Origin of the sequence: Kitasatospora sp. NPDC059577 (assembly GCF_042735475.1) — a bacterium.
GTDB lineage: Bacteria > Actinomycetota > Actinomycetes > Streptomycetales > Streptomycetaceae > Kitasatospora.
The window spans coordinates 1-21801 of record NZ_JBHWBZ010000038.1 but is presented as its reverse complement, the minus strand read 5'-3'; the positions used below and the strand labels follow the sequence as shown (position 1 = coordinate 21801).

General features: G+C 72.9%; 22 protein-coding genes. 10 read left to right on the top strand and 12 right to left on the bottom strand.

The features are described 5' to 3' along the window. The first annotated feature begins 20 nt into the window (after positions 1-20). The gene (locus ACFV0O_RS25935; protein WP_380345738.1) at positions 21-596 is read left to right on the top strand and encodes a MarR family winged helix-turn-helix transcriptional regulator; all 576 of its coding nucleotides are present in this window, start codon (positions 21-23) and stop codon (positions 594-596) included. Here ACFV0O_RS25935 and ACFV0O_RS25930 read toward each other — a convergent pair. Together ACFV0O_RS25930 and ACFV0O_RS25925 are read right to left on the bottom strand one after the other, a co-directional pair. After that, positions 527-1372, bottom strand: a complete 846-nt coding sequence (locus tag ACFV0O_RS25930) for a reprolysin-like metallopeptidase (RefSeq protein ID WP_380345736.1) — start codon at positions 1370-1372, stop codon at positions 527-529. The genes ACFV0O_RS25935 and ACFV0O_RS25930 overlap by 70 nt on opposite strands. A 251-nt stretch (positions 1373-1623) precedes the next feature. After that, the gene (locus tag ACFV0O_RS25925) at positions 1624-2199 is read right to left on the bottom strand and encodes a TetR/AcrR family transcriptional regulator (protein WP_380345828.1); all 576 of its coding nucleotides are present in this window, start codon (positions 2197-2199) and stop codon (positions 1624-1626) included. A gap of 162 nt (positions 2200-2361) precedes the next feature. Between ACFV0O_RS25925 and ACFV0O_RS25920 the strand changes: the two genes are divergently transcribed. Beyond that, positions 2362-3633 carry an FAD-dependent oxidoreductase gene (locus tag ACFV0O_RS25920; protein WP_380345734.1) on the top strand — a complete coding sequence of 424 codons (1272 nt, stop codon included), beginning with the start codon at positions 2362-2364 and terminating at the stop codon, positions 3631-3633. A 140-nt stretch (positions 3634-3773) separates the two neighbouring features. Here ACFV0O_RS25920 and ACFV0O_RS25915 read toward each other — a convergent pair whose 3' ends face one another. Beyond that, entirely contained in the window at positions 3774-4229 is a 456-nt protein-coding gene (locus ACFV0O_RS25915; protein WP_380345733.1) for an SRPBCC family protein, read from the bottom strand. 179 nt (positions 4230-4408) lie between these two features. Then, positions 4409-5101, bottom strand: coding sequence for a hypothetical protein (locus ACFV0O_RS25910; protein ID WP_380345731.1), 693 nt, complete (start codon positions 5099-5101; stop codon positions 4409-4411). A gap of 608 nt (positions 5102-5709) precedes the next feature. Between ACFV0O_RS25910 and ACFV0O_RS25905 the strand changes: the two genes are divergently transcribed. From ACFV0O_RS25905 to ACFV0O_RS25890, 4 genes are all read left to right on the top strand, one after another. Beyond that, entirely contained in the window at positions 5710-6333 is a 624-nt protein-coding gene (locus ACFV0O_RS25905; RefSeq protein WP_380345729.1) for a hypothetical protein, read from the top strand. Between the two features lie 494 nt (positions 6334-6827). Beyond that, positions 6828-7127, top strand: a complete 300-nt coding sequence (locus tag ACFV0O_RS25900; protein ID WP_360268914.1) for a DUF4193 domain-containing protein — start codon at positions 6828-6830, stop codon at positions 7125-7127. 132 nt (positions 7128-7259) lie between these two features. Next, positions 7260-8057, top strand: coding sequence for an SMI1/KNR4 family protein (locus ACFV0O_RS25895; RefSeq protein ID WP_380345727.1), 798 nt, complete (start codon positions 7260-7262; stop codon positions 8055-8057). 316 nt (positions 8058-8373) lie between these two features. Continuing rightward, a complete protein-coding gene (locus ACFV0O_RS25890) occupies positions 8374-8766 on the top strand; it encodes a peptidoglycan-binding protein (protein WP_380345725.1) in 393 nt (130 codons plus the stop codon). Positions 8767-8913: 147 nt separating this feature from the next. On the opposite strand, the gene ACFV0O_RS25885 is transcribed toward ACFV0O_RS25890, so the two are convergent. The 3 genes from ACFV0O_RS25885 to ACFV0O_RS25875 all read right to left on the bottom strand — a co-directional run bounded on the left by ACFV0O_RS25885 (position 8914) and on the right by ACFV0O_RS25875 (position 12664). Then, a complete protein-coding gene (locus ACFV0O_RS25885) occupies positions 8914-9600 on the bottom strand; it encodes an alpha/beta fold hydrolase (protein WP_380345723.1) in 687 nt (228 codons plus the stop codon). Between the two features lie 278 nt (positions 9601-9878). After that, on the bottom strand, positions 9879-11189 hold the full coding sequence (locus ACFV0O_RS25880; RefSeq protein WP_380345721.1) for an ATP-binding protein: 1311 nt from the start codon (positions 11187-11189) through the stop codon (positions 9879-9881). Between the two features lie 107 nt (positions 11190-11296). Beyond that, positions 11297-12664, bottom strand: a complete 1368-nt coding sequence (locus ACFV0O_RS25875; protein ID WP_380345719.1) for a helix-turn-helix domain-containing protein — start codon at positions 12662-12664, stop codon at positions 11297-11299. A 193-nt stretch (positions 12665-12857) separates the two neighbouring features. Here ACFV0O_RS25875 and ACFV0O_RS25870 point away from each other — a divergent pair, with 193 nt between their 5' ends. The 3 genes from ACFV0O_RS25870 to ACFV0O_RS25860 all read left to right on the top strand — a co-directional run bounded on the left by ACFV0O_RS25870 (position 12858) and on the right by ACFV0O_RS25860 (position 15152). Further along, positions 12858-13625 carry a DUF4232 domain-containing protein gene (locus ACFV0O_RS25870; RefSeq protein WP_380345717.1) on the top strand — a complete coding sequence of 256 codons (768 nt, stop codon included), beginning with the start codon at positions 12858-12860 and terminating at the stop codon, positions 13623-13625. 89 nt (positions 13626-13714) lie between these two features. Further along, entirely contained in the window at positions 13715-13843 is a 129-nt protein-coding gene (locus tag ACFV0O_RS25865) for a hypothetical protein (protein ID WP_380345715.1), read from the top strand. A 94-nt stretch (positions 13844-13937) separates the two neighbouring features. Further along, the gene (locus tag ACFV0O_RS25860) at positions 13938-15152 is read left to right on the top strand and encodes a glycosyltransferase (RefSeq protein WP_380345713.1); all 1215 of its coding nucleotides are present in this window, start codon (positions 13938-13940) and stop codon (positions 15150-15152) included. A gap of 286 nt (positions 15153-15438) precedes the next feature. On the opposite strand, the gene ACFV0O_RS25855 is transcribed toward ACFV0O_RS25860, so the two are convergent. Next, complete coding sequence (locus ACFV0O_RS25855) at positions 15439-16920, bottom strand: purine-cytosine permease family protein (protein ID WP_380345711.1); 1482 nt, start codon at positions 16918-16920, stop codon at positions 15439-15441. Positions 16921-17553: 633 nt separating this feature from the next. Between ACFV0O_RS25855 and ACFV0O_RS25850 the strand changes: the two genes are divergently transcribed. Continuing rightward, complete coding sequence (locus tag ACFV0O_RS25850) at positions 17554-18771, top strand: erythromycin esterase family protein (RefSeq protein ID WP_380345709.1); 1218 nt, start codon at positions 17554-17556, stop codon at positions 18769-18771. A 134-nt stretch (positions 18772-18905) separates the two neighbouring features. On the opposite strand, the gene ACFV0O_RS25845 is transcribed toward ACFV0O_RS25850, so the two are convergent. The 4 genes from ACFV0O_RS25845 to ACFV0O_RS25830 all read right to left on the bottom strand — a co-directional run bounded on the left by ACFV0O_RS25845 (position 18906) and on the right by ACFV0O_RS25830 (position 21622). Continuing rightward, positions 18906-19652, bottom strand: a complete 747-nt coding sequence (locus ACFV0O_RS25845) for a hypothetical protein (protein ID WP_380345708.1) — start codon at positions 19650-19652, stop codon at positions 18906-18908. Then, the gene (locus ACFV0O_RS25840) at positions 19649-20137 is read right to left on the bottom strand and encodes a GNAT family N-acetyltransferase (protein ID WP_380345706.1); all 489 of its coding nucleotides are present in this window, start codon (positions 20135-20137) and stop codon (positions 19649-19651) included. Before ACFV0O_RS25840 ends, ACFV0O_RS25845 begins: the two co-directional genes overlap by 4 nt. Before the next feature lie 500 nt (positions 20138-20637). Next, a complete protein-coding gene (locus tag ACFV0O_RS25835; RefSeq protein ID WP_380345704.1) occupies positions 20638-21318 on the bottom strand; it encodes a nucleotidyltransferase domain-containing protein in 681 nt (226 codons plus the stop codon). Between the two features lie 136 nt (positions 21319-21454). After that, positions 21455-21622 carry a hypothetical protein gene (locus tag ACFV0O_RS25830; protein ID WP_380345703.1) on the bottom strand — a complete coding sequence of 56 codons (168 nt, stop codon included), beginning with the start codon at positions 21620-21622 and terminating at the stop codon, positions 21455-21457. Positions 21623-21801: the final 179 nt, after the last annotated feature.

Genomic DNA, 21801 nt, shown 5'->3' with positions numbered 1-21801 from the left:
ACCGTGTCAGACTTGTCGACATGGCGCAACACGCAGCATCCGGAGCCGACGGGGAGTCGGATTCCCGTACCACCCGCCGGGCCGCGGCGGCCGGCGCACCCGCGGGGGACGAGCTGTCGGAGGTGTTGCGGGACGTCCTGACCCTCACCCAGCTGGCCCGCGCGGCGCTCGCCGAGCGGCTCGGCATGCCGCTGACGAACGTCGAAGCCGTCGAGCACGTCGTCATGGCGCAGGGCGCCGGTGAACCGATCGGTCCGGTCGAACTCTCCCGACGCCTCGGAGTCACCAGCGCCGCCGGCACCCAGTCCGTCAACCGCCTCGTCGCCGAAGGCCACATGACCCGCGGGCCGCACCCGCGCGACGGCCGCCGCCAGGTGCTCGACGTCACCCGGGCCGGCCGCGACCACGTCATGGGCGAACTCGCGCCCCTGCTCGGCTCGCTCGTGCACGCCTCCGACGGCATGAGCCCGCAGGAACGCGCGGCCGCCCAGCGCTACCTCGGCCGGGTGGCAGCCGCCTACCGCGCCTACCTCGACCGCGACGACCCAAACCGCGGCGACCCGGACGGCGGAGACCCGGACCGCGCCTGCCCGTGAGGGCACGGACGGGCCGCGGCACACCGGCCGGCGCGGACGCCGACCCGGGTGTCCCGGCCGAGCCAGTGCCTGCGGCGCAGGGTGAACTCGGCGGGGCCGGCGGCGGCCGGGTTGTAGGTGTCCGCGTGGATCCAGCCGCGGCCCGGCGCGGTCGTCGCGTTCAGGCCGGGGCCGAGCGCGGAGTGCTCGCGCCGGCCGTCCCTGGGGGTGGCGGGGATGAACGGGCCGCCGATGCCGCCGTAGGCCATCGCGCTCATGATGCAGTACGGGTGCGCGTAGCCCCCGTAGTCCTCCCCGGGATCCTTGAAGGCCGGATCGCCGAAGGAGTGCGTCAGGCCCAGGGCGTGGCCCAACTCGTGGGCGAGGAAGTCGAATCGGTCGCCTGACCGGGTCACGATGCCGTGGTGCCTGCGGTGCCGGGAGGTGGCGGTGGTCGACCCGCCGTTCGACGGGTAGCCGTCCCGGAGGCCCAGCACCACGACGACCACGTCGAAGGGCGAGAAGTCGGTGTTCCGGTCGTCCTCCATCGCGCGGATCACCCTGTGGACCGTCGTCTCCCGGTCGGACGGGTCGGGGGCCGGATCCTCGAAGAGGGCCCGGTCGAACGCCTCTCCGTCGAACGGCATGTCGTGGGCGGTCTGTTTGGGCCAGTACGCCGCCTGTCCGTGCGTGGGGCTGAAGAGGCAGGAGACGTACCAGGGGGCGTCACCCTGGAGGTCGAGCGGCTGCCCGGCGGGAAACTCGGTGAGCAGCACGGCGGTTCGGACGACGGGCACGATCGCTCTCCCTCATGCGCGGGGCGGCCGTGGTCGGCTCCGCGGCCCTCGACCCTCTCGGCCGAGCGCAACTGTCGCACGGGCGAGGGTCATTGGGTTCGCACCGGAACCGTCCGGCGTGTCGTCGGGGCGCCGTCCGGACGGTGCGGTCCGTGCGGGACGGTGCGGTCCGTGCGGGACGGTCCGGTCCGTGCGGGACAGTGCGGTGTTCCCCGGCGTGGCGGTGCCGACGGACGGGCGGGCGGCCGGGGTCAGCCGGTGCGCGTGCCGGGCCAGCCGTTGTCGAGCAGGTCGAAGACCCGGGCGAGGGCGGCGTCGGGGTCCTGCGTGCCGCGGACGAGGACGGGCGCCTCCAGGGCGAAGTGGGCCAGCGCCCGGCAGCCCGGGTCGTCTGCGGCCAGTCCGGCGTCGTCGGCGATCGCGGCGGCCAGGGCGTGCTCGTGCCGCAGCCACATCCGGCGGGCGTACTCGCGCAGCGCGGGGGTGGTGTCGATCAGGCGGAGGAAGTCGTCGAACCCGGGGTCGGCGTGGACCGTCCGGGAGTGTGCGCCGAGCAGCATCCGGTGCAGGGCCTGCGGGACGGTCAGATCGGCGGGGCGCTCGCGGACCGCCGCGACCAGGGCCGCCTCGCGGTCCACGTCCTGGTCGAAGACCAGGGCCTCCTTGCCGTCGGGGAAGTGCTTGAAGAGCGTCGTCACCGAGACGTCGGCCGCGTCGGCGATCTCCCGCACCCCGACCTCGTCGTAGCCCCGTTCGGTGAACAGCCGCAGTGCCGCGTCCGCGAGGGACTGGCGGGTGGCTGCCTTCTTGCGCTCTCGGCGCCCCATCTCGCTCACCGGGCCACCCTATCGCGTTCGTGGATCGAATCATAAAGTTGAGCTGTTACGCTTTTTTAGCGGTTGCACCCAAAGGGTGTCGCCGTGACCCATGCGCGACCCGTTCGCGACCCCGTTCGCGAACCGCGCCACCCGACGGAGGGGAAGATCCCGATGACGAACAGCACACCCCGGATCTGCGTAGTCGGCGGCGGGCCCGCCGGCCTGACCTGCGCCCGCGTCCTGCAAGGACACGGCATCGAGGTCACCGTGTACGACGCCGACGACGCCGTGGACTCCCGCGACCCCGGCGGCACGCTCGACCTGCACGCCGACTCCGGACAGATCGCCCTCGCGGACGCCGGGCTGCTCGACGCCTTCACGGCACGGGCCCGGCCGGAGGGGCAGGCCAAGACCCGCCGCGACCACCACGGCACGGTGCTGGCGGAGTTCACCCCGCGCCCCGGCGACGAGGCCGCGCCCGAGATCGACCGCGGCCGGCTGCGCCGCCTGCTCTTCGACCACCTGCGGCCCGGCACCGTGCGCTGGGGCCACCGGCTCGTCCGCGTGACCCCGCTCGGTCACGGCGCGCACCGCCTGGAGTTCGCGGGCGGCACCACCGTGGAGGCCGACCTGGTGATCGGCGCCGACGGGGCCTGGTCGAAGGTCCGCCCCCTGGTCAGCGCCGCCGTCCCGCAGCACCTCGGGGTCTGCTTCCTGGACGCCCGCTACGACGACGTCGACTCCCGCCACCCCGACGTCGCCGGGATCGTCGGCGCCGGCCACATGTTCGCCAACGACAACGACGGCCGCGCCGTGATCCTCCAGCGCAACGGCGACGGCGTGGTCCGCGGCTACCTCGCGTTCCGCGCCGCACCGGACTGGCACGTCGGGGCCGGCGTCGACCTCACCGACCGGGAGAGCATCCGCGCCCACCTGGCGCGGGAGTTCGGCCACTGGTCGGCCGCCATGCGCACGCTGATCGTCCGCAACGACGGCGACTACGTGCCGAGGTCCTTCTCCGCGCTGCCCGCCCCGCTCGCCTGGGACCACGTCCCCGGGATCACCCTGATCGGCGACTCGGCCCACCTGATGGCGCCCTTCGGCGGGCACGGCGCCAACCTCGCGATGCTGGACGGCGCGGAGCTCGCGCACGCCGTCAGCCGGGCGGTCGGCCAAGGCGCGGCGGCCGGGCCCGACGCGGCGATCGGGCTCGACGCGGCGGTGGCCGGCTACGAGTCGGACATGTTCGCCCGCTCCGGAGCACTCGCCGTGAGCGCGAACGAGGCCCTGGTGCGCTTCTTCGCCACCACCGACGAGCCGGACCTGCCGCCGGACCAGGAACAGGAGCACCAGGACTACCTCGCCCGGGCACAGGCCTACCGGCAGGAGCGGGCCCGGCGGGCGGGGGAGCCGGGGGAGACGGGGGAGCGAACCGGCGCCTGAGGACCCCGGCGCGGGCACCGCCGTCCGCCCGGTCGGCGCCCGGGCGGACAGCGGGACCGGGGGAAGGCTTGGGGGCGGTGCCGGGGGAGGGGCGCGGACCCCGTCCCCGGCACCACCTGCCGGCCGTCAGCCGTCAGCGGTCAGCCGTCCTCCGGCGACGGCCCCGACCCGGTCCCGGCCGAGAGGTCCTCGATGAACCGCTTGAAGCGGCGCAGGTCGCCCCGGACCTGGACGCCGAGCACCCCCAGCTTGTCGGCGGCCTTCTCGGCCAGGCCGGTGGGCTGGAACACCATGGTCATCCGGACCCGGGTCCGGCTCGCGCCGAGCGGTTCGAAGTCGACCGTTCCGGTGTGCTTCACGCTCTCGCCGGTGGTGCGCCAGGCGACCCGTTCGTCGGGAACCCGCTCGACGATCTCGGTGTCGAACTCCCGGGACAGCCCGGCGATCCTGGTCCGCCAGTGGGCGTGGCGGTCGTCCAGCTGCCTGACCTGCTCCACGCCCTCCATGAACTTCGGGAAGTCCTCGAAGGTCGCCCACTGGTCGTAGACGACGCGGACGGGCACGTCCACGTCGATCGACTCCTCCACCGTGCTCATCGCCGCACCTCTCCACGCCGTCCTGTCGGCCCACCCGCCGGGCCCGGCGCCGAGGAGGGCGCCCGAGCGGGCGGTGTCCCTGCCAATCTGGGCCGTGCGCCGGGCGGCGGCAACCGGGAGGAGGGCGCGCCGAGAGGGCACGCCACGTGGACGGCCGGACGAGGACCAGCCGACGGGGCTCAGCCGACGGGGAGGCCGTTCGCCATGTCCCGGAAGCGGGCGGACGGCCGCATCATGCCGTTGTCGCCGACGTTCAGGTTCTCCAGCCAGCCGTCCCGGTACCAGAAGATCGACGAGGTCAGCGGGGCCGGATCGTTGATCTGGAGCTGCTTCGACACGTCGATCATGAACCGGATCGCGTTCAGTGACGAGCCGGTCCGGATGGGCGCCGCGCAGAACGCGTTGCTCGTCGGCAGGGTGACCAGGGCGCCGTAGGGCAGCTCGGCCACGCCCAGGGCGGTCTCCAGGCGCAGCGCCTGGGCGGCGCCGGGCCACACCCCGGTCCCGTTGACGGCGTAGAGGACGTCGCCGTTGGTCGCGTTGAACGACTGTCGGTTGAGCTGCTCGGTGGCCAGGTTGGCGAAGGCCCGCTCCCAGAGTTCCGCCCGGCTGACGCTCCACTGGTCGGCGGCGTGCTCGGCTATCGACAGGGCCTCGGTCTTCCCGCCCCGCTTCCCGCCGTTCACGCACAGGACGACCGACAGCTCGTCGTCGATCTGCCGGGCCATGGGGTCGGGGCCCAGGCCGCGGGTCGGGGTGACCAGGAGCCGGAGCCGGTCCCGGACCTCGAAGACCGAGATCGCGGCCAGTGCCTTGCACGGGCCGTGTTCGTCGCAGAGCGGCTTCGGAAGGTTCTTGCGATTGCCGAACAATGGCACAGGTGGCTCCCCCGGATCGGTGCGGTGGTCGGACCAAGGTCACAGCATCCCACCGGAGTTCGCCTCCGTCTCATGGATCATCCGATTCTCAGACTGCATCCGGACGGTGCGTCAGCCGACCGGATGTTCCGTCGGTGAGCCCGCCGCATCCGGTACGGCCGACCGGCCCCGCGCTCCGACCGCGCCGGTCGCCGCCCGGCCCGCCGTCCGAAACGCACGATCGCCGCAGGTCAGCGAGTTCCGGTTCGCACCCGAGGAGTTTCGGCACCGATCGACTGATTTGTGATCACGGTTCGGCGACCTTTCGTCCGCGGGGGCCCCGATCGACCGTCCTGGTGTTCGAGCGGCGGTAGGTTGCGGAGTCACACACTCTTGATCGTCACGGGGGATTCACCATTTCCACTCAGTCCGCCGAGCTGCCCCACGGCGCCGAGCCCGCTGAACCTGTCGCACTCACCAAGCCCGCCGGGCCCGCTGAGCCCGCCGCGCCTGCTGAGCCCGCCGATGCCGGCGCACCCGCCGCGCCCGAGGCCGCGGCCCCGGAGCTGCCCGGCTACGGCGAGGGGCAGCTCGGCTGCCAGTACTGCGGTTCCGTCCCCGCCGTGGACGCGACCATCCGCGGGCACCTGGGCCTCATCGTGATCCTGAAGTACCTGAAGCGCCAGGGGCCGTTCTGCCGCAGCTGCGGCATCGCCACGCACCGCGAGATGACCTCCGACAGCCTCTGGCAGGGCTGGTGGGGCATTCCCTCGATGATCGTCAACCCGATCATCATGCTGATCAACATCCCGCAGCGGCTGAAGATCAACAAGCTGTCGGAGCCCGTGCCCGGCGCTCCGCGCCCGCCGATGGACCCCGGCAAGCCGGTGTACCTGCGGCCCACGATCCTGGGCGTGCTCATCCCGGTGATCCTGATCTCGCTGATCGTCTTCATCGAGAAGGGCGATCCCGAGTTCGCCAAGGCGGGCGACTGCATCCACAACAACAGTCCGGTCCTGGTGCCCGGCGCCGTCGACAAGAACCCCGACGTCATCGTGGTGCCCTGCTCCGACGCGCGGGCCGAGGCCCGCGTCGTGAGCCGCGAGGACGACACCGTCGACGGCGAGACCGTGTGCCGGAAGTACCCCGACGCCGACGGCTACTTCACCTACAAGCGGCGCGACGAGAAGTACACCCTCTGCCTGCACGGCCTGAACGCGAAGCCGGGCACGATCACCCTCCCGTAACGAGGCGCCCGGACCGGGGCCGCTCTCCCGCTCCGTCCGTCCGGGATCCGCACCGCGCCGCAGTGCGGATCCCGGCGTGCACCCGGCCGGACATCGCCGTCGCCCGCGTTCTCCCGTCGGTGACTATTCGAACCTGGTCCGCGGCGGCGCGCCCGGCCGGTACGAACTGCGGGCCGACGGGGTGTCGGGGCCGCTGCTGACGGTCGAGGTCACCGGCGAGCCCGTGGCGCCGCGAATGGAGCTGCCGGCCTCACCGGAGCGCCCTCCCCCGCCGCCGCCCCGCCGACGCGGAGTGCCCCGGCGGCCGGCCCGCGCAGGGCGGCCGTGGCACGGGGAGCATTCGCACGCCGAGCAGGCGCGACAATGGGATGGTGGTGCGCCACGGGCGGGATCGTCCACGAGCACGCGCCCGGCCGGAACCCCGCGCTCCGGCCGGCCGGAAGGGCCCGCCCGCCCGCCTGCCGCAATGCGACCTTTGAGGAGAAGAGAACACCTTGGCAACCGACTACGACGCCCCGCGCGACACCGGCGACGAGAGCAGCGACGACAGCATCGAGGCCCTGAAGAGCCAGCGCGACGACAAGCAGAGTTCCGCCGTCGACGTGGAGCCCGAGGCCGTCGAAGGGCTCGAACTCCCGGGCGCCGACCTCTCCGGGGAGGAGCTCACGGTCCGGGTCGTGCCCCTGCAGGCGGACGAGTTCACCTGCATGACCTGCTTCCTGGTCCACCACCGTGCCCAACTCGCCGGTGAGGACAAGAACGGTCAGCCCATCTGCCGGGACTGCGCGTCCTGAGCACGGCCGGGCCGGGCACGACCGCACCGGGCACGACCGGGCCGGGCACGACCGGGCCAGGCCACCCGACCCGGGACGAGCGGACCGAGGGTGCGCGCCCTGCTGTCCCCGCCATGGTGCAGGGTGGGGGCCATGCTTGCTGATCATCACGAGTACGACGTGGTCGTCACCGTCGTGACCCCGACGGGGATCACCGTCCACGCGGACGGGCACGACGGCTTCCTCGACCGGACCAAGCACCCCTCATGGTGGTCGGACACTCCCCCCGCCGCGGTCGGCGACCGGATGCGCGCGGTGGTCCTGGACGCCGGCAGGACGCCGCCGCGGTTCAGCGCCCTCCCGACCGACCTCCGGACGGCCCGGAGCCTGCGCCACACCGAACCGCTGGAACGCCTCTGCCCGCCGCCCGCCCCCCGCGGCCGCCTCGACGTGGAGTGGGCCGCCGTGGAGGAGGCGCTGGGCACCGCCCTGCCCGCCGACTACAAGCGGCTCGTCCGGACGTACGGCGGCGGCCTCTTCGGGGGGACGCTCTGGCTGCTGGAACCGGACTGCCCGGAGGCGATGTACGACCTGGTCGCGCAGACCGCGGAACGTGCGGAGATCCTCGCCGAACTCTGGGAAGCGGGCGAGGAGAAGCCGTCGGAACTCGGTGAGGGCGACGTCAGGCTGGTGCCCTGGGGGTACGTGGAGGGCGCGGGGCACGTCCTGTACTGGCTGGTCCGGCCCGGTGTCGAGCCGGAGGAATGGACCGTCATCCTCAACGAGGGGCGCGGCCCCTTCTGGGAGGCCCACCCGGTCCCCTGCAGCCGGTTCCTCCTCGACGTGGTGGCCGGCACGTCGCCGTCGTTCTACTTCACCGACCTCGACGACATCGTCGCCCCGGAGGACAGGACGCGCTTCACGCCCACCGCGCAGATCCTCGGCACGTAGCAACCGGCCGCGGCGGCCTCCGAGGGCACCCGGACGCCTCCCGGAAGGGCCCTGCGCGGATCCGCGGCGCACCGACCACGGAAGTTGGGCCGTCTCCACATTTCTGCGGCCGTCCTCGAAACGCCCAGATCAGCGCCCTGAGACACCCGTGGGACGGCCCCGACCCGGTCCCGTCCGGCATTCGAGGGCCTCCCACGCGCCTACGGTTGACGACGTGTCGGACCGGCAACCCGACGGTTGCCACACCGCACACGAAGCACGATCAGCTCGAAAAGCACGATAAGCACGAAAAGCACGAGAAGTTGGGAAACGCACCATGAAGCTGAACACCAAGGCGGCGCTGCGCAGGGGAGCGGCCACCGTCTCCGCCGCCCTCCTCCTGGTCGGCATCGGCGCCTCGGCGGCGAGCGCCCAGCCCGGCGCGCGCAACGTCCGCTACGGCGACCGCGGTTCGGCCGTGACGTGCGTCCAGCTCGCGCTCAACCACTGGAACTCCCACCGCGGCCCCGGCCTGCCCCACCCCGAGATGGCCCTGGACGTGGACGGGCAGTTCGGTGGCGAGACCCTGCGGGTGCTGAAGGCCTACCAGAGCGCCCAGAACCTCGACGCCGACGGCGTCGTCGGTCCCCAGACCGGCGACCTGCTCTACTGGGCCCACCTCCACCAGAGCGACCCGTACTGCCACTCGGTCCTCCCGACCAAGTCCTGACCCTGCCTCTGACTCCGGCCCGGACTCTGACCCGGGAAGCTTGCCTCAAGCCGCCCGCCGGCCCTCCCCGCCAGGGGAAGGCCGGCGGGTGTCCGGCATTCGGTGGCCCGGACGGAGACGGTCCGAGGCCCTACGTCCGTCCCTCCATCACGTCTCAAGGGCCTTCGCCGCGTCGCGGATGACGTCGAGGACGATGTCCGGGCGGGAGAGCATGGGCACGTGGCTGCTGTCGACGGCGTGGGTCCTCGCACCCATGCGCTCGGCGGCCGCCCGCTCCAGGTCGGGGTTCACGGTGCGGTCGCCGTTCGCGACGATGTACCAACTCGGCTTCGTGCGCCACGCGGTGCCGGGGACCTGCTGGTCGAACAGGTCCGGTACGGGCACCGCGCCGGTCGCGAGGACGAGCTTCTGCTCGGCTGCCGGCAGATCGCCGCAGAAGTCGCCGATGCCCGACTCGCGGAGCCAGATACGGCCGTCGGAGACGTCGATGTGGTCGAAGACCGGCGTGCGCGGGAACTTGTCCTGCTGGCCCTGCGAGGTCTCGTCCTCGTCGGGGGCGAGCGCGGCGATGTAGACCAGGGCGCCCACGCGGTCGTGGGTACCGGCCTTGGTGATCAGGGTGCCGCCGTAGGAGTGGCCGACGAGCACGACCGGGCCGGGCACTCGGCCGATGGAGCGGGTGACGCACGCGACGTCGCCTTCGAGCGAGTCCAGGCCGTGCTGCGAACTCGACACCGCATGGCCCTCGGCCTGGAGCGCGGGGACGAGCTTGTTGAAGCACGACCCGTCGGCCCAGAGCCCGTGGGCGAAGACGATGCTTGCCTTGCCGGACATGATTTCCTCCTCCGTGGACGGCACATCTCGACGGATACTACGGCGCGTTCCAGCTCGGTCACCCTGAGTGCCGGTCGTGGCGTCGCGGCGCCTCGAGCCGACCAGGTCGTCGACACCGCAACCAGGACACCGTGTGGCCGCGCATCACCCACGGCGCCGGTGGCACCTGCCACTGCCTCTCCGGCGCGAGCCGCTCCGACACCGGCTGCCGACTGCCGACGGCACTGCCCGGACCACCGGGCGGTGCCGTCGGCAACCGGTGCCGCGGCGAGGGCCGCTCAGGTCCGGACGTGGTGTTCGATGTCCTCGTTGAAGCTGGTCAGGGCCTGCGCGGTGAGGGTGGGGCGGGTGCCGGAGATCGCCGCGAGGAAGTCGTCGGTGCCGGCGGGGACCCCGGCGCGGTGGGTGATCTCGTTCTCGAAGGCCTGCTGGGAGCCCTTGCGGGCGGCGTACTCGATGTCGGCGGGGGTGAACATCTCGCTGGCGGTGACCAGCCTGCCGATGTCGACGTGCTGCGCGGCGGGACCGAGGTAGCGGCGCCAGATCGCCTCGCGCGCGACGGCGTCGGGCGGACCGACGGGGATGACGTAGTCGAAGCGGCCCGGGCGCAGGAAAGCCGAGTCGAGGGTGCGCAGCGAGTTGGTGGCGCAGATGAGCAGCCGGTCGTCGTGGTCGCGGAACGCCGGGATGAGCTTGAGGAGTTCGTTGGTGACGCCGTGGCCCGGGTCGACCGCGGTGCCGGAGCGGGCGGCGGCGATCTCCTCGACCTCGTCGATGAACAGCAGCACGCTGTCGAGCTCGGCCAGGTCGGCGAAGGCCTCGCGCAGCGAGGCGGCGAGCGCCCCGTCGGCGTCGGCGGCCAGGCGCGAGGGGAAGAGTTCCACGAACGGCCAGCCCAGTCGGGAGGCGACCGCCTTGGCGAAGGTGGTCTTCCCGGTGCCGGGCGGACCGAAGAGGATCACCGCTTTCGGCTGGCGGACTCCGTAGCGTTCGGCCAACTCCGGTTCGGCGAGGGGGAGTACGACCCGCTTCTCGATGGTGTCCTTGGCCGCGTGCATGCCCGCGAGCTGTTCCCACAGGCCGTGCGGCATGACCCGGCCGCCGAGTTGGGCGAGCAGCCCCGCGTCGCCCGCGCCCCGGTGTTCCAGTTTCTCGTAGTAGACCAGGCCCTCCACGTGGCGGTAGCCGGAGTTCTCCAGAGCGCCCGTCCCGGTCGAGCCGGGGGTGAGGACCGCGCTGATCCGCCGCACCCCCTTGGCCCGCAGACGCTGTTCGATCTGCGTGATCAGCGCGCTGCCCAGGCCGCGGTTGCGCCACGCGCCGGACAGGGCCACGATCATGATCCAGCCGCGTTCGCCCTCGGCCCGCGCCACCGCCATGCCGACCAGCTCGTCCCCGACCCGGGCGACCACCGCCGGCTGGCCCCCACGGGCCGCGGCGACGACGTCGGAGACCGGGAACACCGGAAGGGACAGGTCGGCTTGCCGGCCCTGGTCCCACAGCTGGATCGCCTGGTCCAGGTCGTCGTCGTGGAAGTCCCGTAGGTGCCACACCGGCACGGCTGCCTCCTTGACCGTTCCTGGGGCCATTGTCCGCGCGGCCGTCACGGCGGGCGAGTCGCCGACTCACGGCGGACTGGTTGCCGACCCGTCCCGCCGGGCGAGTCGCCGACCCGTCCCGCCGGTGGTCGGAACGGCTAGCCGTCCGTTCGCTTGATCCACTCGCTGGAGCCGGGCGGGTAGTCGAAGCCGGGGCGCTTGACGTCGGCGCTGGTGCGGAAGGGGAGGCCCTTGTTGTCGACGCGGATGGTGCCGCGGCGGCTGCCGCTGGACCAGTCGAGTGCGAGGTCCCAGCGGACGTCGTGCGCCTTGGTGTGCGCGGTGACGTAGAAGACCTCCGGGTCGGACGCGCTGACCTTGTACGGGAAGTCGCGCTGGCCGCCCTTGACGGTGATCGTGGGGCTTCCCCGGTCGAGGTCGATGTCGAAGGACTTGGTATCGACCGCGCCGCCGCAGCCGACGCCCATCGAGTAGTCGTTCCAGGCGAGCGGTGCGCCCTTGGCGGTGATCCGCACGTGCAGGGCCTCCAGGACGACCGTCTCCGCTCCGCTGCCCTGGACGGTGAGGGCGACCTCCTGTTCGTCGGAGGACACTGCGCCGTAGGCACCGGCCCAGCGCGGGGCGTCGCGTTCGCCTGCGGGCGGCCCGACCTGGGCGGGCGCGCTGTTGACGAGGAAGTGCTGGCTGCACTGGTCGGCGTAGACGTACGGGCGGACGCCGACGGTGAGCGGCGCGGGTGCGTCGTCCGGCGGGGTGGGCGTGGGGGTGGAGGTCGGGCTCGTGGCCGCCGTGGTGGCGGTGCTGCCCGTCGCGGTCCCGGTGGGGGGCGGCTCCGGCAGGGCCGTGGTGCCCGCACCCGTGTCTGTACCCGTGCCCGTGCCCGTGCCCGTACCCGTACCCGTGTTCGTTCCCGTTCCCGCCGCCGTCGTCCCTGTGCCGGCCGCCCGGCTGCCGTCGCCGCCCCAGAGCACGGGCCGTACGACGATCACCGCGGTGGTCAGCACGGCGAGGGCCGCGGCGGAGGCGATCAGCGCGGTGCGGCGACGCCGCGGCGGGGTGGGCGGTGCCACCGCCTCGACGACCGGCGTTCCGGCGGCCTCCCCCTCGGGGGGTTCCGTCGCGGCGGCGGGTCCGGCCGGGTCGGCCGGAGCCGGGGCGGGCACGGGAACACCTGCCGGGGCGGGACCCGGTGGCGGCACCGGCGTGCCCGCCGTCGGCGGTTCGCCGGCCCGGTCCGTCCGGCGCGACCGGGCCGCGTCCGCCAGGATCCAGGCCCGGTGCAGCTCCACCAGCTCGTCCGGCGTGGCCCGGCACAGCCGTGCGATGCGCTCGGCCGACGCGTACTCGTTGGGCAGCGCGGTGCCGCTGCAGTAGCGGTGCAGCGTCGACGTGCTCGTGTGCAGCCGCTTGGCCAACGTTCCGTAACTCAGGCCCGAGCGGGTCTTGAGTTCGTGCAGCAGCCGCGCGAACTCAAGCGTCTCCGCGGCCCCAGTGCCCTCCGACACCTGTCCCCTCCGATCCCCCGGCGTCCCGTTCCGGCGTTCCAGGCCCGTTCCACCTCTGCTGGTCAGGGCCCGATTCGCCGTTCCACCCTACCCATCGTGCCGTCAGACGTTGTGGCCGGGACGGATCGCTCCGCAAGCTTCGGTCATCCGATCGACCCACCACCCGAGCACCTGCCGAAAGGGGCACGACCACATGTCCGTCCGCACCTCCCGCACCCGCCTGATCACCGCCGCCGCCAGCGTCGCACTCGCCGCCTTCACGATGACCGCGTGCGGCGACAACGGGGAGATCAAGTCGGCGGGCCCCGCGCCGTCGGTCAGGTTCACCAGCTTCGCCGGGGCGCCCACCTCGCCGGCGGCCGACCCGGCGGCACCCCCGGCGTCCGCCGCCCCCGGGTCCGCCGCCCCCGGGTCCGCCGCTTCCGGGTCCGCCGCTTCCAAGCCCGCCGCGAACGCCCCCGCGAACGCCTCGCCGAACGCCCCCGCGAACACCTCCGCGCCGAAGGCCCCCGCCGCTCCCGCCGCCACCAAGCCGACCACCTGCGAGGGCTCCAACACCAAGACCACCGCCGCCCCGCTGAACCGCCCCGTGAACCACATGCTGCTCACGGTCACCAACACCGGCTCCGGCATCTGCTACCTCCACGGCTACCCGGCCGTCCGCTTCGGCGAGGCCCAGGCCGTGCCCCCGGTGATCACCGACTCGAAGCCGCAGGCGGTCGTCACGCTCAAGCCCGGCGAGTCCGGCTACGCCTCCGTGAACCTGTCCTCCACGGACGGCACCGACGGCTCCAACGGCCACACCGTGACGTCCCTGGCCGTCTACTTCCACGGCCCCTCCGGCAACGAGAGCGTCGGCGCGGGCGCCAACCCGGCGCTGCCCCCGAAGGGCGTCTACGTGGACGACTCCCTCAAGGTCACCTACTGGCAGCAGTCGATGGACGACGCCGTCTCCTGGTGACACCGGCGGCACCCGAACAGCCTTCAGCACCCGAACAGCCTTCAGCACCCGAACAGCCTTCAGTACCCGACCCGAAAGCAGGCACCACCATGCGCAGCACCCCTCGCAGGATCGCCCGGCACCTGGTCGTCTACGTCGGCACGGCCTTCCGGATCCTCGTCCTCGGCCGTCCGGACGACCCGGACCTCTCCCGGCGGGCCGGCCTCTCCTGGCGCTGAGGCCCGGCGCCCCGCCCCACGACACCGACCCCGGCGGCCGCCCGGCGGTTCGCCGACCCGCACCGCGCACCTTGGAGTCCGCATGGCACTACGGATGGCAGTCACAGCCGAGCCGATACCGTCGCACGTGTCCGCGCTCGACTACGTCACCGTCCCGGCCGTGGAGCAGGGCCACGAGGTCACGCTCTACGCCCCCCACATGTTCCGCCTCGAAGCCCGGCGGCGAGGGGTGGCGTTCCACGGGGCGGGAACGGACTGGACCTGTGCTCCCGCCGTCCAGCGGTCGGCGAGTGGGATCTGGCGGGATCGCGGGAACGTCGCCTTCAACCGCTACGCCTTCGGCCGGCTCTGGCCGGACAACGCCGGACGGAAGGCCCGTGACCTGATCACCGCGTGGACCCGCACGCGGCCCGATCTGGTGATCGCCGAGTGCGGCGACTTCGGCGCGCACCTGGCGGCGAAGGTCCTGGACCTGCCCGTGTTCGCGGCCGACAACGGTCTCGGCCCGGTGCTCCTGGACCTCTGGGACACCGACATCGCGCCCGCGCTGACCCCCCTCCACCAGCAGTACGGGCGGGACACGCCCGTACTGCCCCCGATGCTCGTCCCTGCGCCGGTTGCGTGGTTCCACGCGACGCCCCCGCCCTCGGCGCACGCCGTCGCACGCACCGTCGCCGCGTCCTGGTCGACCCTCCCCGAGCGGCTGGACCGTTCCTCCTCCCGCCCGCTGGTCTACGTGAGCCTCGGCACCCTGGCCACCACGATGACCGGCCTGCGTACCGTGGTCGGGAACGTCTACCGGGAGATCATGGCCGCGATCTCCGGAACCGGCTGCGACGCGATCGTGTCCGCGGGAGACCTAGCCGGGGAACTGCACAGCGCGGACCCCCGCATCACGGTCGTCGGGCACGCCCCGCAGCCCGCCCTCCTGCACCGTGCCGACCTGTTCGTGACGCACGGCGGACGGGCGTCCCTGCTCGACGCGGTGCAGGCCGCGACGCCCGTCCTGGGCATGGGTGTTCTCGCCGACCAGCCCGACAACACCGCCGCGTTCGCCCGGCGCGGCCTCGGCCGCGCGCTGCACCTCACGGCCACGCGCCGCGAGATCGCCGACGCCATGACGGCCGTCCTCGGAGATTCCCGCTACGCCGCCGCCATGAGCGCCGCCGCCGCCGAGCTGGCACAGCTGCCGCCACTGGACATCACGGCCCTGTACGACGGGCGGGTACGGTGCCGACCGGGTGGGACCCGACGTCGGGCGTCCGCCGACGCGGCACGGTCGTGGCCGGACGGCGCCGTCTGCCTCTGACGGCGCACGACCCGACCGCACACGACCCGACCGCACACGACCCGACGGCGCGCGGCGTGGGCCTGCCGGTACGACCACGGCGGGGAGAGGGGTGCTCCCGTCGATCCGGTCCGTCCGGTGAGCCGCGCCGGCGTCCATCGGGCCCGCCCGGCACCGATCCCCACCGGGAACGTCAGCGAGGACGCCGCCGGGGCGCCGAAACCGGACCGCCCGGGTGCCGACTCCGTGAGTGGGCACCCGGGCGGTCCGGGGGTCTCCGGGATGCCCGGAGGTGGGTGTCGCGCGGTCAGACGGTGACCCGTTCGGTCCGCTCCGCCTGGACACCGGCGGGCTGCTCGGGGGCGGTGGCGGAGGTGCCCTCCCGGGGCGCGGGGAGCACGGCCATGATCGCGCCGGAGATCACGATGGTCGCCGCCCAGGCGAGCCCGTACCTGCCGACGGGGGTGTCGGAGAGCGGGCCGGCGAACCAGTCGCACTTGGTGAAGGCGAGCCCCATCAGCAGCGCGAGCACCCAGGACACCATCGCCTGCCAGCAGAAGCCGCCCACGTACCAGTACCGGCTGTTCCGGGTGGTGTCCATCAGCGCGTCGGCGTCGTAGCGCACCGCACGCGAGCGGCGGCGGAACATGTCCACCGCGTAGACGCCGATCCAGGCCGAGAAGGAGACGGCGAGCAGGATCAGGAAGGTGATGAAGGAGCCGAGGAAGCTCTTGGCGACCAGCATCAGCAGCAGGCCGCCGACCAGCGAGATCACGGCGTTGATGCTGACGGCCATGGCGCGCGGCAGCTTGACGCCCATGGTCTGCGCGGTGAAGCCGGCCGAGTACATGGAGAGGCTGTTGATCAGCAGCATGCCCACGATCGCGGTCAGCAGGTAGGGCACGGCCAGCCAGGTCGGCAGCAGGTCACCGAGGAAGGAGACCGGGTCCGCGGCCTGCGCCAGGCCGGGCGAGGCCACCGCCATCACGGCACCCATCAGCACCATCGGCACCATCACCAGGCCGGCGCCGGAGACCGTCACGCCGACGATCTTCTTGCCGGAGGCGGCGTGCGGCAGGTAGCGGGCGAAGTCCGGGCCGGTGGGGACCCAGCTGATGCCACCGGCGGCGATGGTCCCGATGCCGGCGATCATCATCGCGGTGGTGCCCGCGGGCTTGGCGAAGACCTCGCTCCAGTGCATGGTCGCGACCAGGTAGCCCAGCACGAGGACGCTGAAGACGCCGAAGAGGTACGTCGACCAGGTGTTGCACACGTTCAGGGCCTTCCGGCCCATGCCGGAGACCAGGAAGGTGCAGGCGACGAAGAGGAAGAGCGTGATGACGATCAGCGCGGTGTTGCTCTTGATGCCGAAGAGCAGGTCGAGAACGGTCAGCACGGCGTAGGCGCCGGTGACGGCGTTGATCGTCTCCCAGCCGAACCGGGCGATCCAGAGGATCGCGCCGGGGAAGAGGTTCCCGCGCACACCGAAGGTGGCCCGGGAGAGCGTGGCACCCGGGGCCCCGCCCCACTTGCCGGAGACCGACAGCACGCCGACCATGCCGAAGGAGGCGAGCGCGGCGCACGCGGCGACGATCAGGACCTGCCAGAAGTTCAGCTGGTTGAACACCACCAGGGCCGCACCCATGGTGAGCAGCAGCACACTGATGTTCGCCGCGACCCAGGTCGGGAAGAGCTCGCGGACTCTGCCCCGGCGTTCGTGGTCCGGGACGGGTTCGATACCGCGGGTCTCTATCGCACCGTCGACGTCGGCGGTGGACTGGTTGTCCATGAGGGTGGCTCCGTGCGTGTGAAGCGGGAGATGAATAGGGCAAATGGGACATTTATGGAACTCTTCGCGCGTAGCGCGGGAGTTGAGTCATCCTACTTTGTTGCAGATGTGACCTGATTGATGCGGTTGCCTGCTAAGGGCGCCAGAGGGTCGGACGGGCGTGCGGCCGGGTGGCCCTCCGGTACGCCCCGCCGGCCCTCGACCGGTACACCGCACGCCCCTTGGGGCCCGGGCGGGAGCGCCCGTTGCGGCACGCTCGCCTTGGCCGGCGGTGCCCGTTCCACCGGGCGGAGCGCGAAGACCGCCACCCCGCGCGTGTGACCGTCGTCACCTGTGATCGGGCTCGGCGCCGCCGTCCCGCTGTCCGCCGAGGATCAGCCTCGGCTGCCGCGCGGAGACTGGCGCGTGAGGGTCGCCGCGCGAGGGCCGCCGCGTGAAGGCCGCCGCGCGAGGGCCGCCCGCGCGAGGGTCGCCGATCAGACGGCCGCCGACCTGCCGTTTCGGCGGGATCGGCATCAGGACCCCCCGGATCCCCCGATCCCCCCATCCCCGACCGGGCGTTCCGGCCGGCCGGGCAAGCCGGCGGATCGATCCGCTTGACCTCAAGTCGACTTCACCTACAAGACTGGCGGCATGCCGAACGACACCGCAGCCATCCGCCAACCCGCCACCACCGAACCGAACATGACCGACCGCCACCTGACCGAATCCCTCCCGCTGGCCGACACCGCGCTCGACGAGATCGCCGGACAGCTGGCCGTCGGGGCGACGGTGGTCGGCATCGGGGAGTCCACGCGCTTCTCCCGGGAGACCTTCGGGGTCCGGGACCAACTGTTCCGCCGACTGGTCCGGGACCACGGCTTCCGCGCGCTGGCCGTCCAGGACGACGCGGGTGCCGCGGCCGCCCTCGACGCGTACGTGCGCGGTGGCCGGGGTTCGGCCGCGTCCGCGCTGGCCGACGCCTGGAAGCCCTGGCGCACCGCCGAGACGGTCACGGCCCTGGAGTGGATCCGGACGTTCAACCGGGACCACGCGGACGACCCGGTCCGGATCTTCGGCGTGAAACCGGCCCAGGCGGGGCCCGCGGACTACGACGCCGTCCTGGAACACGTCCGCGCGTCGGCGCCCGAGCGGCTCGCGCAGGTGACGGCCCACCTGGAACCCATCCGCACCGCCCACGAGACCGACGAGCACGTCCAGCGGGCGCGGGGAATCCACCCGGGCCGGCCGTTCGCCGAACACGCCCGCGACGCTCTCTTGCTGGTCGAATCCCTCCCCGGCGCCGACGACCGAGCGGACGGCGCGGTCGCCCGGATGCGCCTGATCGCGCGCTTCCACGAGCACAGCGTCGCCGGGCGCGGCACCTACGCGGGCGAGGCCGAGACCTGGGCCGACGCCGTCGCCGACTTCCGGCACCGGACCGGCCTGCGCACCGTCTACTGGGACGGCATCGCGCACACGTCGGCGGCCGACACGGTGCTGGGCCTGGCCCCCGAACGCGGTCCGCAGGCCACCGTCGGCAGCCTGCTGCGCAAGCGCTACGGCGCGCAGTACGTCTCCGCGGCGATCGGCTTCCACCATGGAGACCTCGGCGTCGCCGTCGTCCCGGACCCGGCCGCGGACCTCGTCGACGCGAGGCTCGGCGGCACGGACCTGCCCGCCCGCTGGCTGGACCTGCGCCACGACGACGTCCGCAGCCAGTGGGACGGACCTGCGAAGGCCCGCGTCATCAGCGGCGTCTACACCCCGGCCCGCGACGCCGCCGAACACCTGGCCGTCGCCTCCCTGGCCGACGCCTTCGACGTCCTCATCCACATCCGCCAGGCCTCCCCGGTACGCCGGCTGCCCTGACCCCGACGGAAACGACCGGCCGACCCCGACGAGCCCCGACGAGCCCCGACGAGGCCGGACGAGGCCGGACGAGGCCGGACGAGGCCTGGGCGGACGATCCGAGGTGCTGTGCCCGATTCGGCCGTCGGCCCGGCTCAGGAGGAGGGGTCGGCCGGGGAGTCCGGCTGGGGCCGCATCAGGAGCAGGTCCTCGCCCCAGGCGTCCAGCACCGCTGCGTGGCCGGCGGCCCGGGCATCCGCCTCGACCCGGGCGAAGAGCTGCTGTTGCTGCGTCACTTCGCCGGTCGCGGTGATCCGGGCGACGGTGTCCAACAGCGCGGTGCTCTCCCAGCCGGGCAACGGGAAGCGGTCCAGCTCCCAGGCCAGGTACTTGTTGTAGGGGCGGGGCCTGCGGTCCAGGGCGAAGAGCAGGTCGAGCAGGAATCCGACACTTGCGGCCGCGTCGAGGCGGCCGGCGAGCGGGTTGCCGTCGCGGTGGTTCTTGACCGAGCGGTAGAGCGAGTTGGTGTAGGCGTCCAGCAGGGCGGCGCAGGACCGGAAGGCCTCCTCGGCGCCGAGCCGTCCCATCGCGGCGACGATCCGGGTGACCTCCCCGTCGCGGCGGTCGATCAGCACCCGGGAGCGGGCGATGGCGTACCGCTCCCAGTCGGCGGGCCGGCGGAACCGGTCGAGGGTGGTGACGACCAGGTCGAGCTGCGCGGAGCGGTAGCCGTCGAGCGCAGCCAGTTCGCTCGCCGTGTCGTCGGCGAGGACGACGTAGAGGTCGTGGTCGGAGTGACGGGTGGTCATGCCGTCGTGGGCCCGGGAACCCTTGAGGACGAGCCCGACGACGGCCGGGTCGGCCGTCGCGGCGGCGACGAACGCCGCGAAGTCCGGCGTCACGTCAGGTCCTTGCGCATCAGGGCGCACATCGTCTCGTACCGCCGGAGCGAGCCGTCCTCGGTCTCGACGTCCCAGGAGTCGAGCGCGCGGCCGAAGGCCCGGTACCCCAGGCGTTCGTACAGGGCGCGGGCGCGCGGATTGCCCTCCTCGACGCCGAGTTCGGCGCGGGTCAGGCCCCGGGCGGCGATCCGCTGCTCGGCGGAGCGGATCAGCAGGGTGCCGATCCCGCAGGACTGCAGGGCCGGGTGGACGCCGAGCTGCCAGAGCGTTCCGGCGCCGGGCGTGACCGTGTAGTCGATGCCGCCGACCGCCACCGGGAACCCGACCGGTGTGCAGACCGCCAGGTAGTCGATCTCGCCCGCCTCGGCACGGCGGATCTGGTGGACGAGCTCGCGCACGTGCTTCGGGGAGCCGGCCCAGCCGCAGGACGGCACATCCGCATCGGTGAGGTCGCGCACCGACAGGCGCAGCCCGATCCCGGTCATCGCCGTGCCCCTTTCGATTCCGACAGCGGCCGTCTCCCATTCCAGCAAGCCGATCCCCCTGCTGTCCAAGGCATTTCGGACCGGCCCCGGCATCAGCCGGAAAGGGCCTGCGCTCGGACCGGGGCAGTGCGTCGGTCCGGGTCGGGCGCGGTCCGGCACGATCGAACCGGTGGAGCTGCCGAACCGGTGGGGATGGCTGCGGGCACTCGCTCCCCGGTTCCCTGCGGCCGTGGAGCACGACCGGGACGGCTCGTCGACACTCCGCGAGGTGGTCCGGTCGTGGATGTTCGGACTCGGCCTCACCGCCCAGCGGGCGACACCCCGGTAGAGGTCGTACGGCCCGGGAGGATGGCGTACGAGCCGTGGCCGTCGTCGATCTTGTCGGTGGTAGACGTCTTCCGGGCCCGGGTAGCGGTGATCACGCCGGACGGCCCCGCCGTGCTGATGTGGTTCACCCCGGACTGAGCCCGCCGACCGGCTGTCCGCCCTGCGTCAGGGGATCAGGGCATCAGGGCATCAGGGGGATCGGAGGGGGCCGGCGACAGGTCCGAAATCCAGGGATGCCCCGGGTGCACGCGGGCGAGTAGTCCGCTCAGGGTCGCGCGCTGAGCCGGGGTCAGGTGCGGGACGGCCGCGTCGAAGTCCGTCTGGTCCTTCGGGCGGACGTGCTTGGCCTTGAAGAGCAGGACCAGTTCGGGTGCCAGGTACGGGATGCCGTCCGCGGTGTGGCGGACGATGTCGCCGTAGGGGAGCCGGATCGTCCCGTCGCGTCGGCAGATCCAGGTCTCGCCGTCGTGCGGTTCGCGGAACACGTCGAGCAGGTAGTTTCCCGTGGCCGGATCGCGGAGCCAGGTCTGGTGTACGGCGGCCAGCACCTCCGGTGCGGCGTCCTCCCAGATCCGGCCGCTGCCTGCCGCGTCGAAGACGAATCCGGGGAAGCGGTTGCGGACTTCGGGAAACGTTCCCGCCGGAATCGCGATCTCGAGGTCTCCGTGAGCACGTGTCTGCCTGCCGAGGAACAGGTCGAGTGCCCAGCCCGCGGCCACGTACCAGGGGGTGTCGATCCCGGCCAGCTGCCGCGCGACCTCACTCGGGGTCCAGCAGGACGACCACCTGGTGTGGAGGGCTTCGATCTCGTCGGGCGACAGTTCGATGCCGCCGCTGGGCAGTTGCTCGCTCATCGCGGGAATCTATCAGCGAACTCGAAGGCCACCGGCCTTGTCGAGGACGGAGACCAGCGGGGCGTGGAGCCGTACGTGGCCGGTGGCCGTACAAGGTCACCAGCCGGCCAGTCAGCCAGCGGGCCGGCCGGGAGGGTCAGCGCTTCGCGTCGTCCTGGGCGGCGAGGGCGCAGGGGGCCGCCCACAGGGGGACGACCCGGACGGGGGCGGCGCCGCCGCGGGTGCGGGGCTCGGTGATGCGGTGGGGCCCGGTGGTCGGCCGGATCGTCCTCATGCGGGTGGCGGTGGTGTGTGCGGGGGTCATGGTCGAAAACCTAGCGGCCGGCACTGACAGTCCTCGGGGGCCGACGGCGAGGGGGTGGGTCCGGCGGCGGTCGTCGCGCGCGCTGCCCGTGAACGCGGGGCCGGGGGTGGCGAAGGGGGGGGGTGACGCCCCCCACGCCCATGTGTTGGGCCCCCGCCCCCGGGAGCGGCGACAAAAAA

What these genes read in the sequence shown, in the direction of transcription:
- ACFV0O_RS25935 (WP_380345738.1), top strand. Translation starts at nt 21, where the DNA reads ATGGCGCAACACGCAGCATCCGGAGCCGACGGGGAGTCGGATTCCCGT.
- ACFV0O_RS25925 (WP_380345828.1), bottom strand. Translation starts at nt 2,199, where the DNA reads ATGGGGCGCCGAGAGCGCAAGAAGGCAGCCACCCGCCAGTCCCTCGCG.
- ACFV0O_RS25920 (WP_380345734.1), top strand. Translation starts at nt 2,362, where the DNA reads ATGACGAACAGCACACCCCGGATCTGCGTAGTCGGCGGCGGGCCCGCC.
- ACFV0O_RS25915 (WP_380345733.1), bottom strand. Translation starts at nt 4,229, where the DNA reads ATGAGCACGGTGGAGGAGTCGATCGACGTGGACGTGCCCGTCCGCGTC.
- ACFV0O_RS25895 (WP_380345727.1), top strand. Translation starts at nt 7,260, where the DNA reads ATGCTTGCTGATCATCACGAGTACGACGTGGTCGTCACCGTCGTGACC.
- ACFV0O_RS25890 (WP_380345725.1), top strand. Translation starts at nt 8,374, where the DNA reads ATGAAGCTGAACACCAAGGCGGCGCTGCGCAGGGGAGCGGCCACCGTC.
- ACFV0O_RS25885 (WP_380345723.1), bottom strand. Translation starts at nt 9,600, where the DNA reads ATGTCCGGCAAGGCAAGCATCGTCTTCGCCCACGGGCTCTGGGCCGAC.
- ACFV0O_RS25880 (WP_380345721.1), bottom strand. Translation starts at nt 11,189, where the DNA reads ATGGCCCCAGGAACGGTCAAGGAGGCAGCCGTGCCGGTGTGGCACCTA.
- ACFV0O_RS25870 (WP_380345717.1), top strand. Translation starts at nt 12,858, where the DNA reads ATGTCCGTCCGCACCTCCCGCACCCGCCTGATCACCGCCGCCGCCAGC.
- ACFV0O_RS25865 (WP_380345715.1), top strand. Translation starts at nt 13,715, where the DNA reads ATGCGCAGCACCCCTCGCAGGATCGCCCGGCACCTGGTCGTCTACGTC.
- ACFV0O_RS25860 (WP_380345713.1), top strand. Translation starts at nt 13,938, where the DNA reads ATGGCAGTCACAGCCGAGCCGATACCGTCGCACGTGTCCGCGCTCGAC.
- ACFV0O_RS25855 (WP_380345711.1), bottom strand. Translation starts at nt 16,920, where the DNA reads ATGGACAACCAGTCCACCGCCGACGTCGACGGTGCGATAGAGACCCGC.
- ACFV0O_RS25850 (WP_380345709.1), top strand. Translation starts at nt 17,554, where the DNA reads ATGCCGAACGACACCGCAGCCATCCGCCAACCCGCCACCACCGAACCG.
- ACFV0O_RS25840 (WP_380345706.1), bottom strand. Translation starts at nt 20,137, where the DNA reads ATGACCGGGATCGGGCTGCGCCTGTCGGTGCGCGACCTCACCGATGCG.
- ACFV0O_RS25835 (WP_380345704.1), bottom strand. Translation starts at nt 21,318, where the DNA reads ATGAGCGAGCAACTGCCCAGCGGCGGCATCGAACTGTCGCCCGACGAG.
- ACFV0O_RS25830 (WP_380345703.1), bottom strand. Translation starts at nt 21,622, where the DNA reads ATGACCCCCGCACACACCACCGCCACCCGCATGAGGACGATCCGGCCG.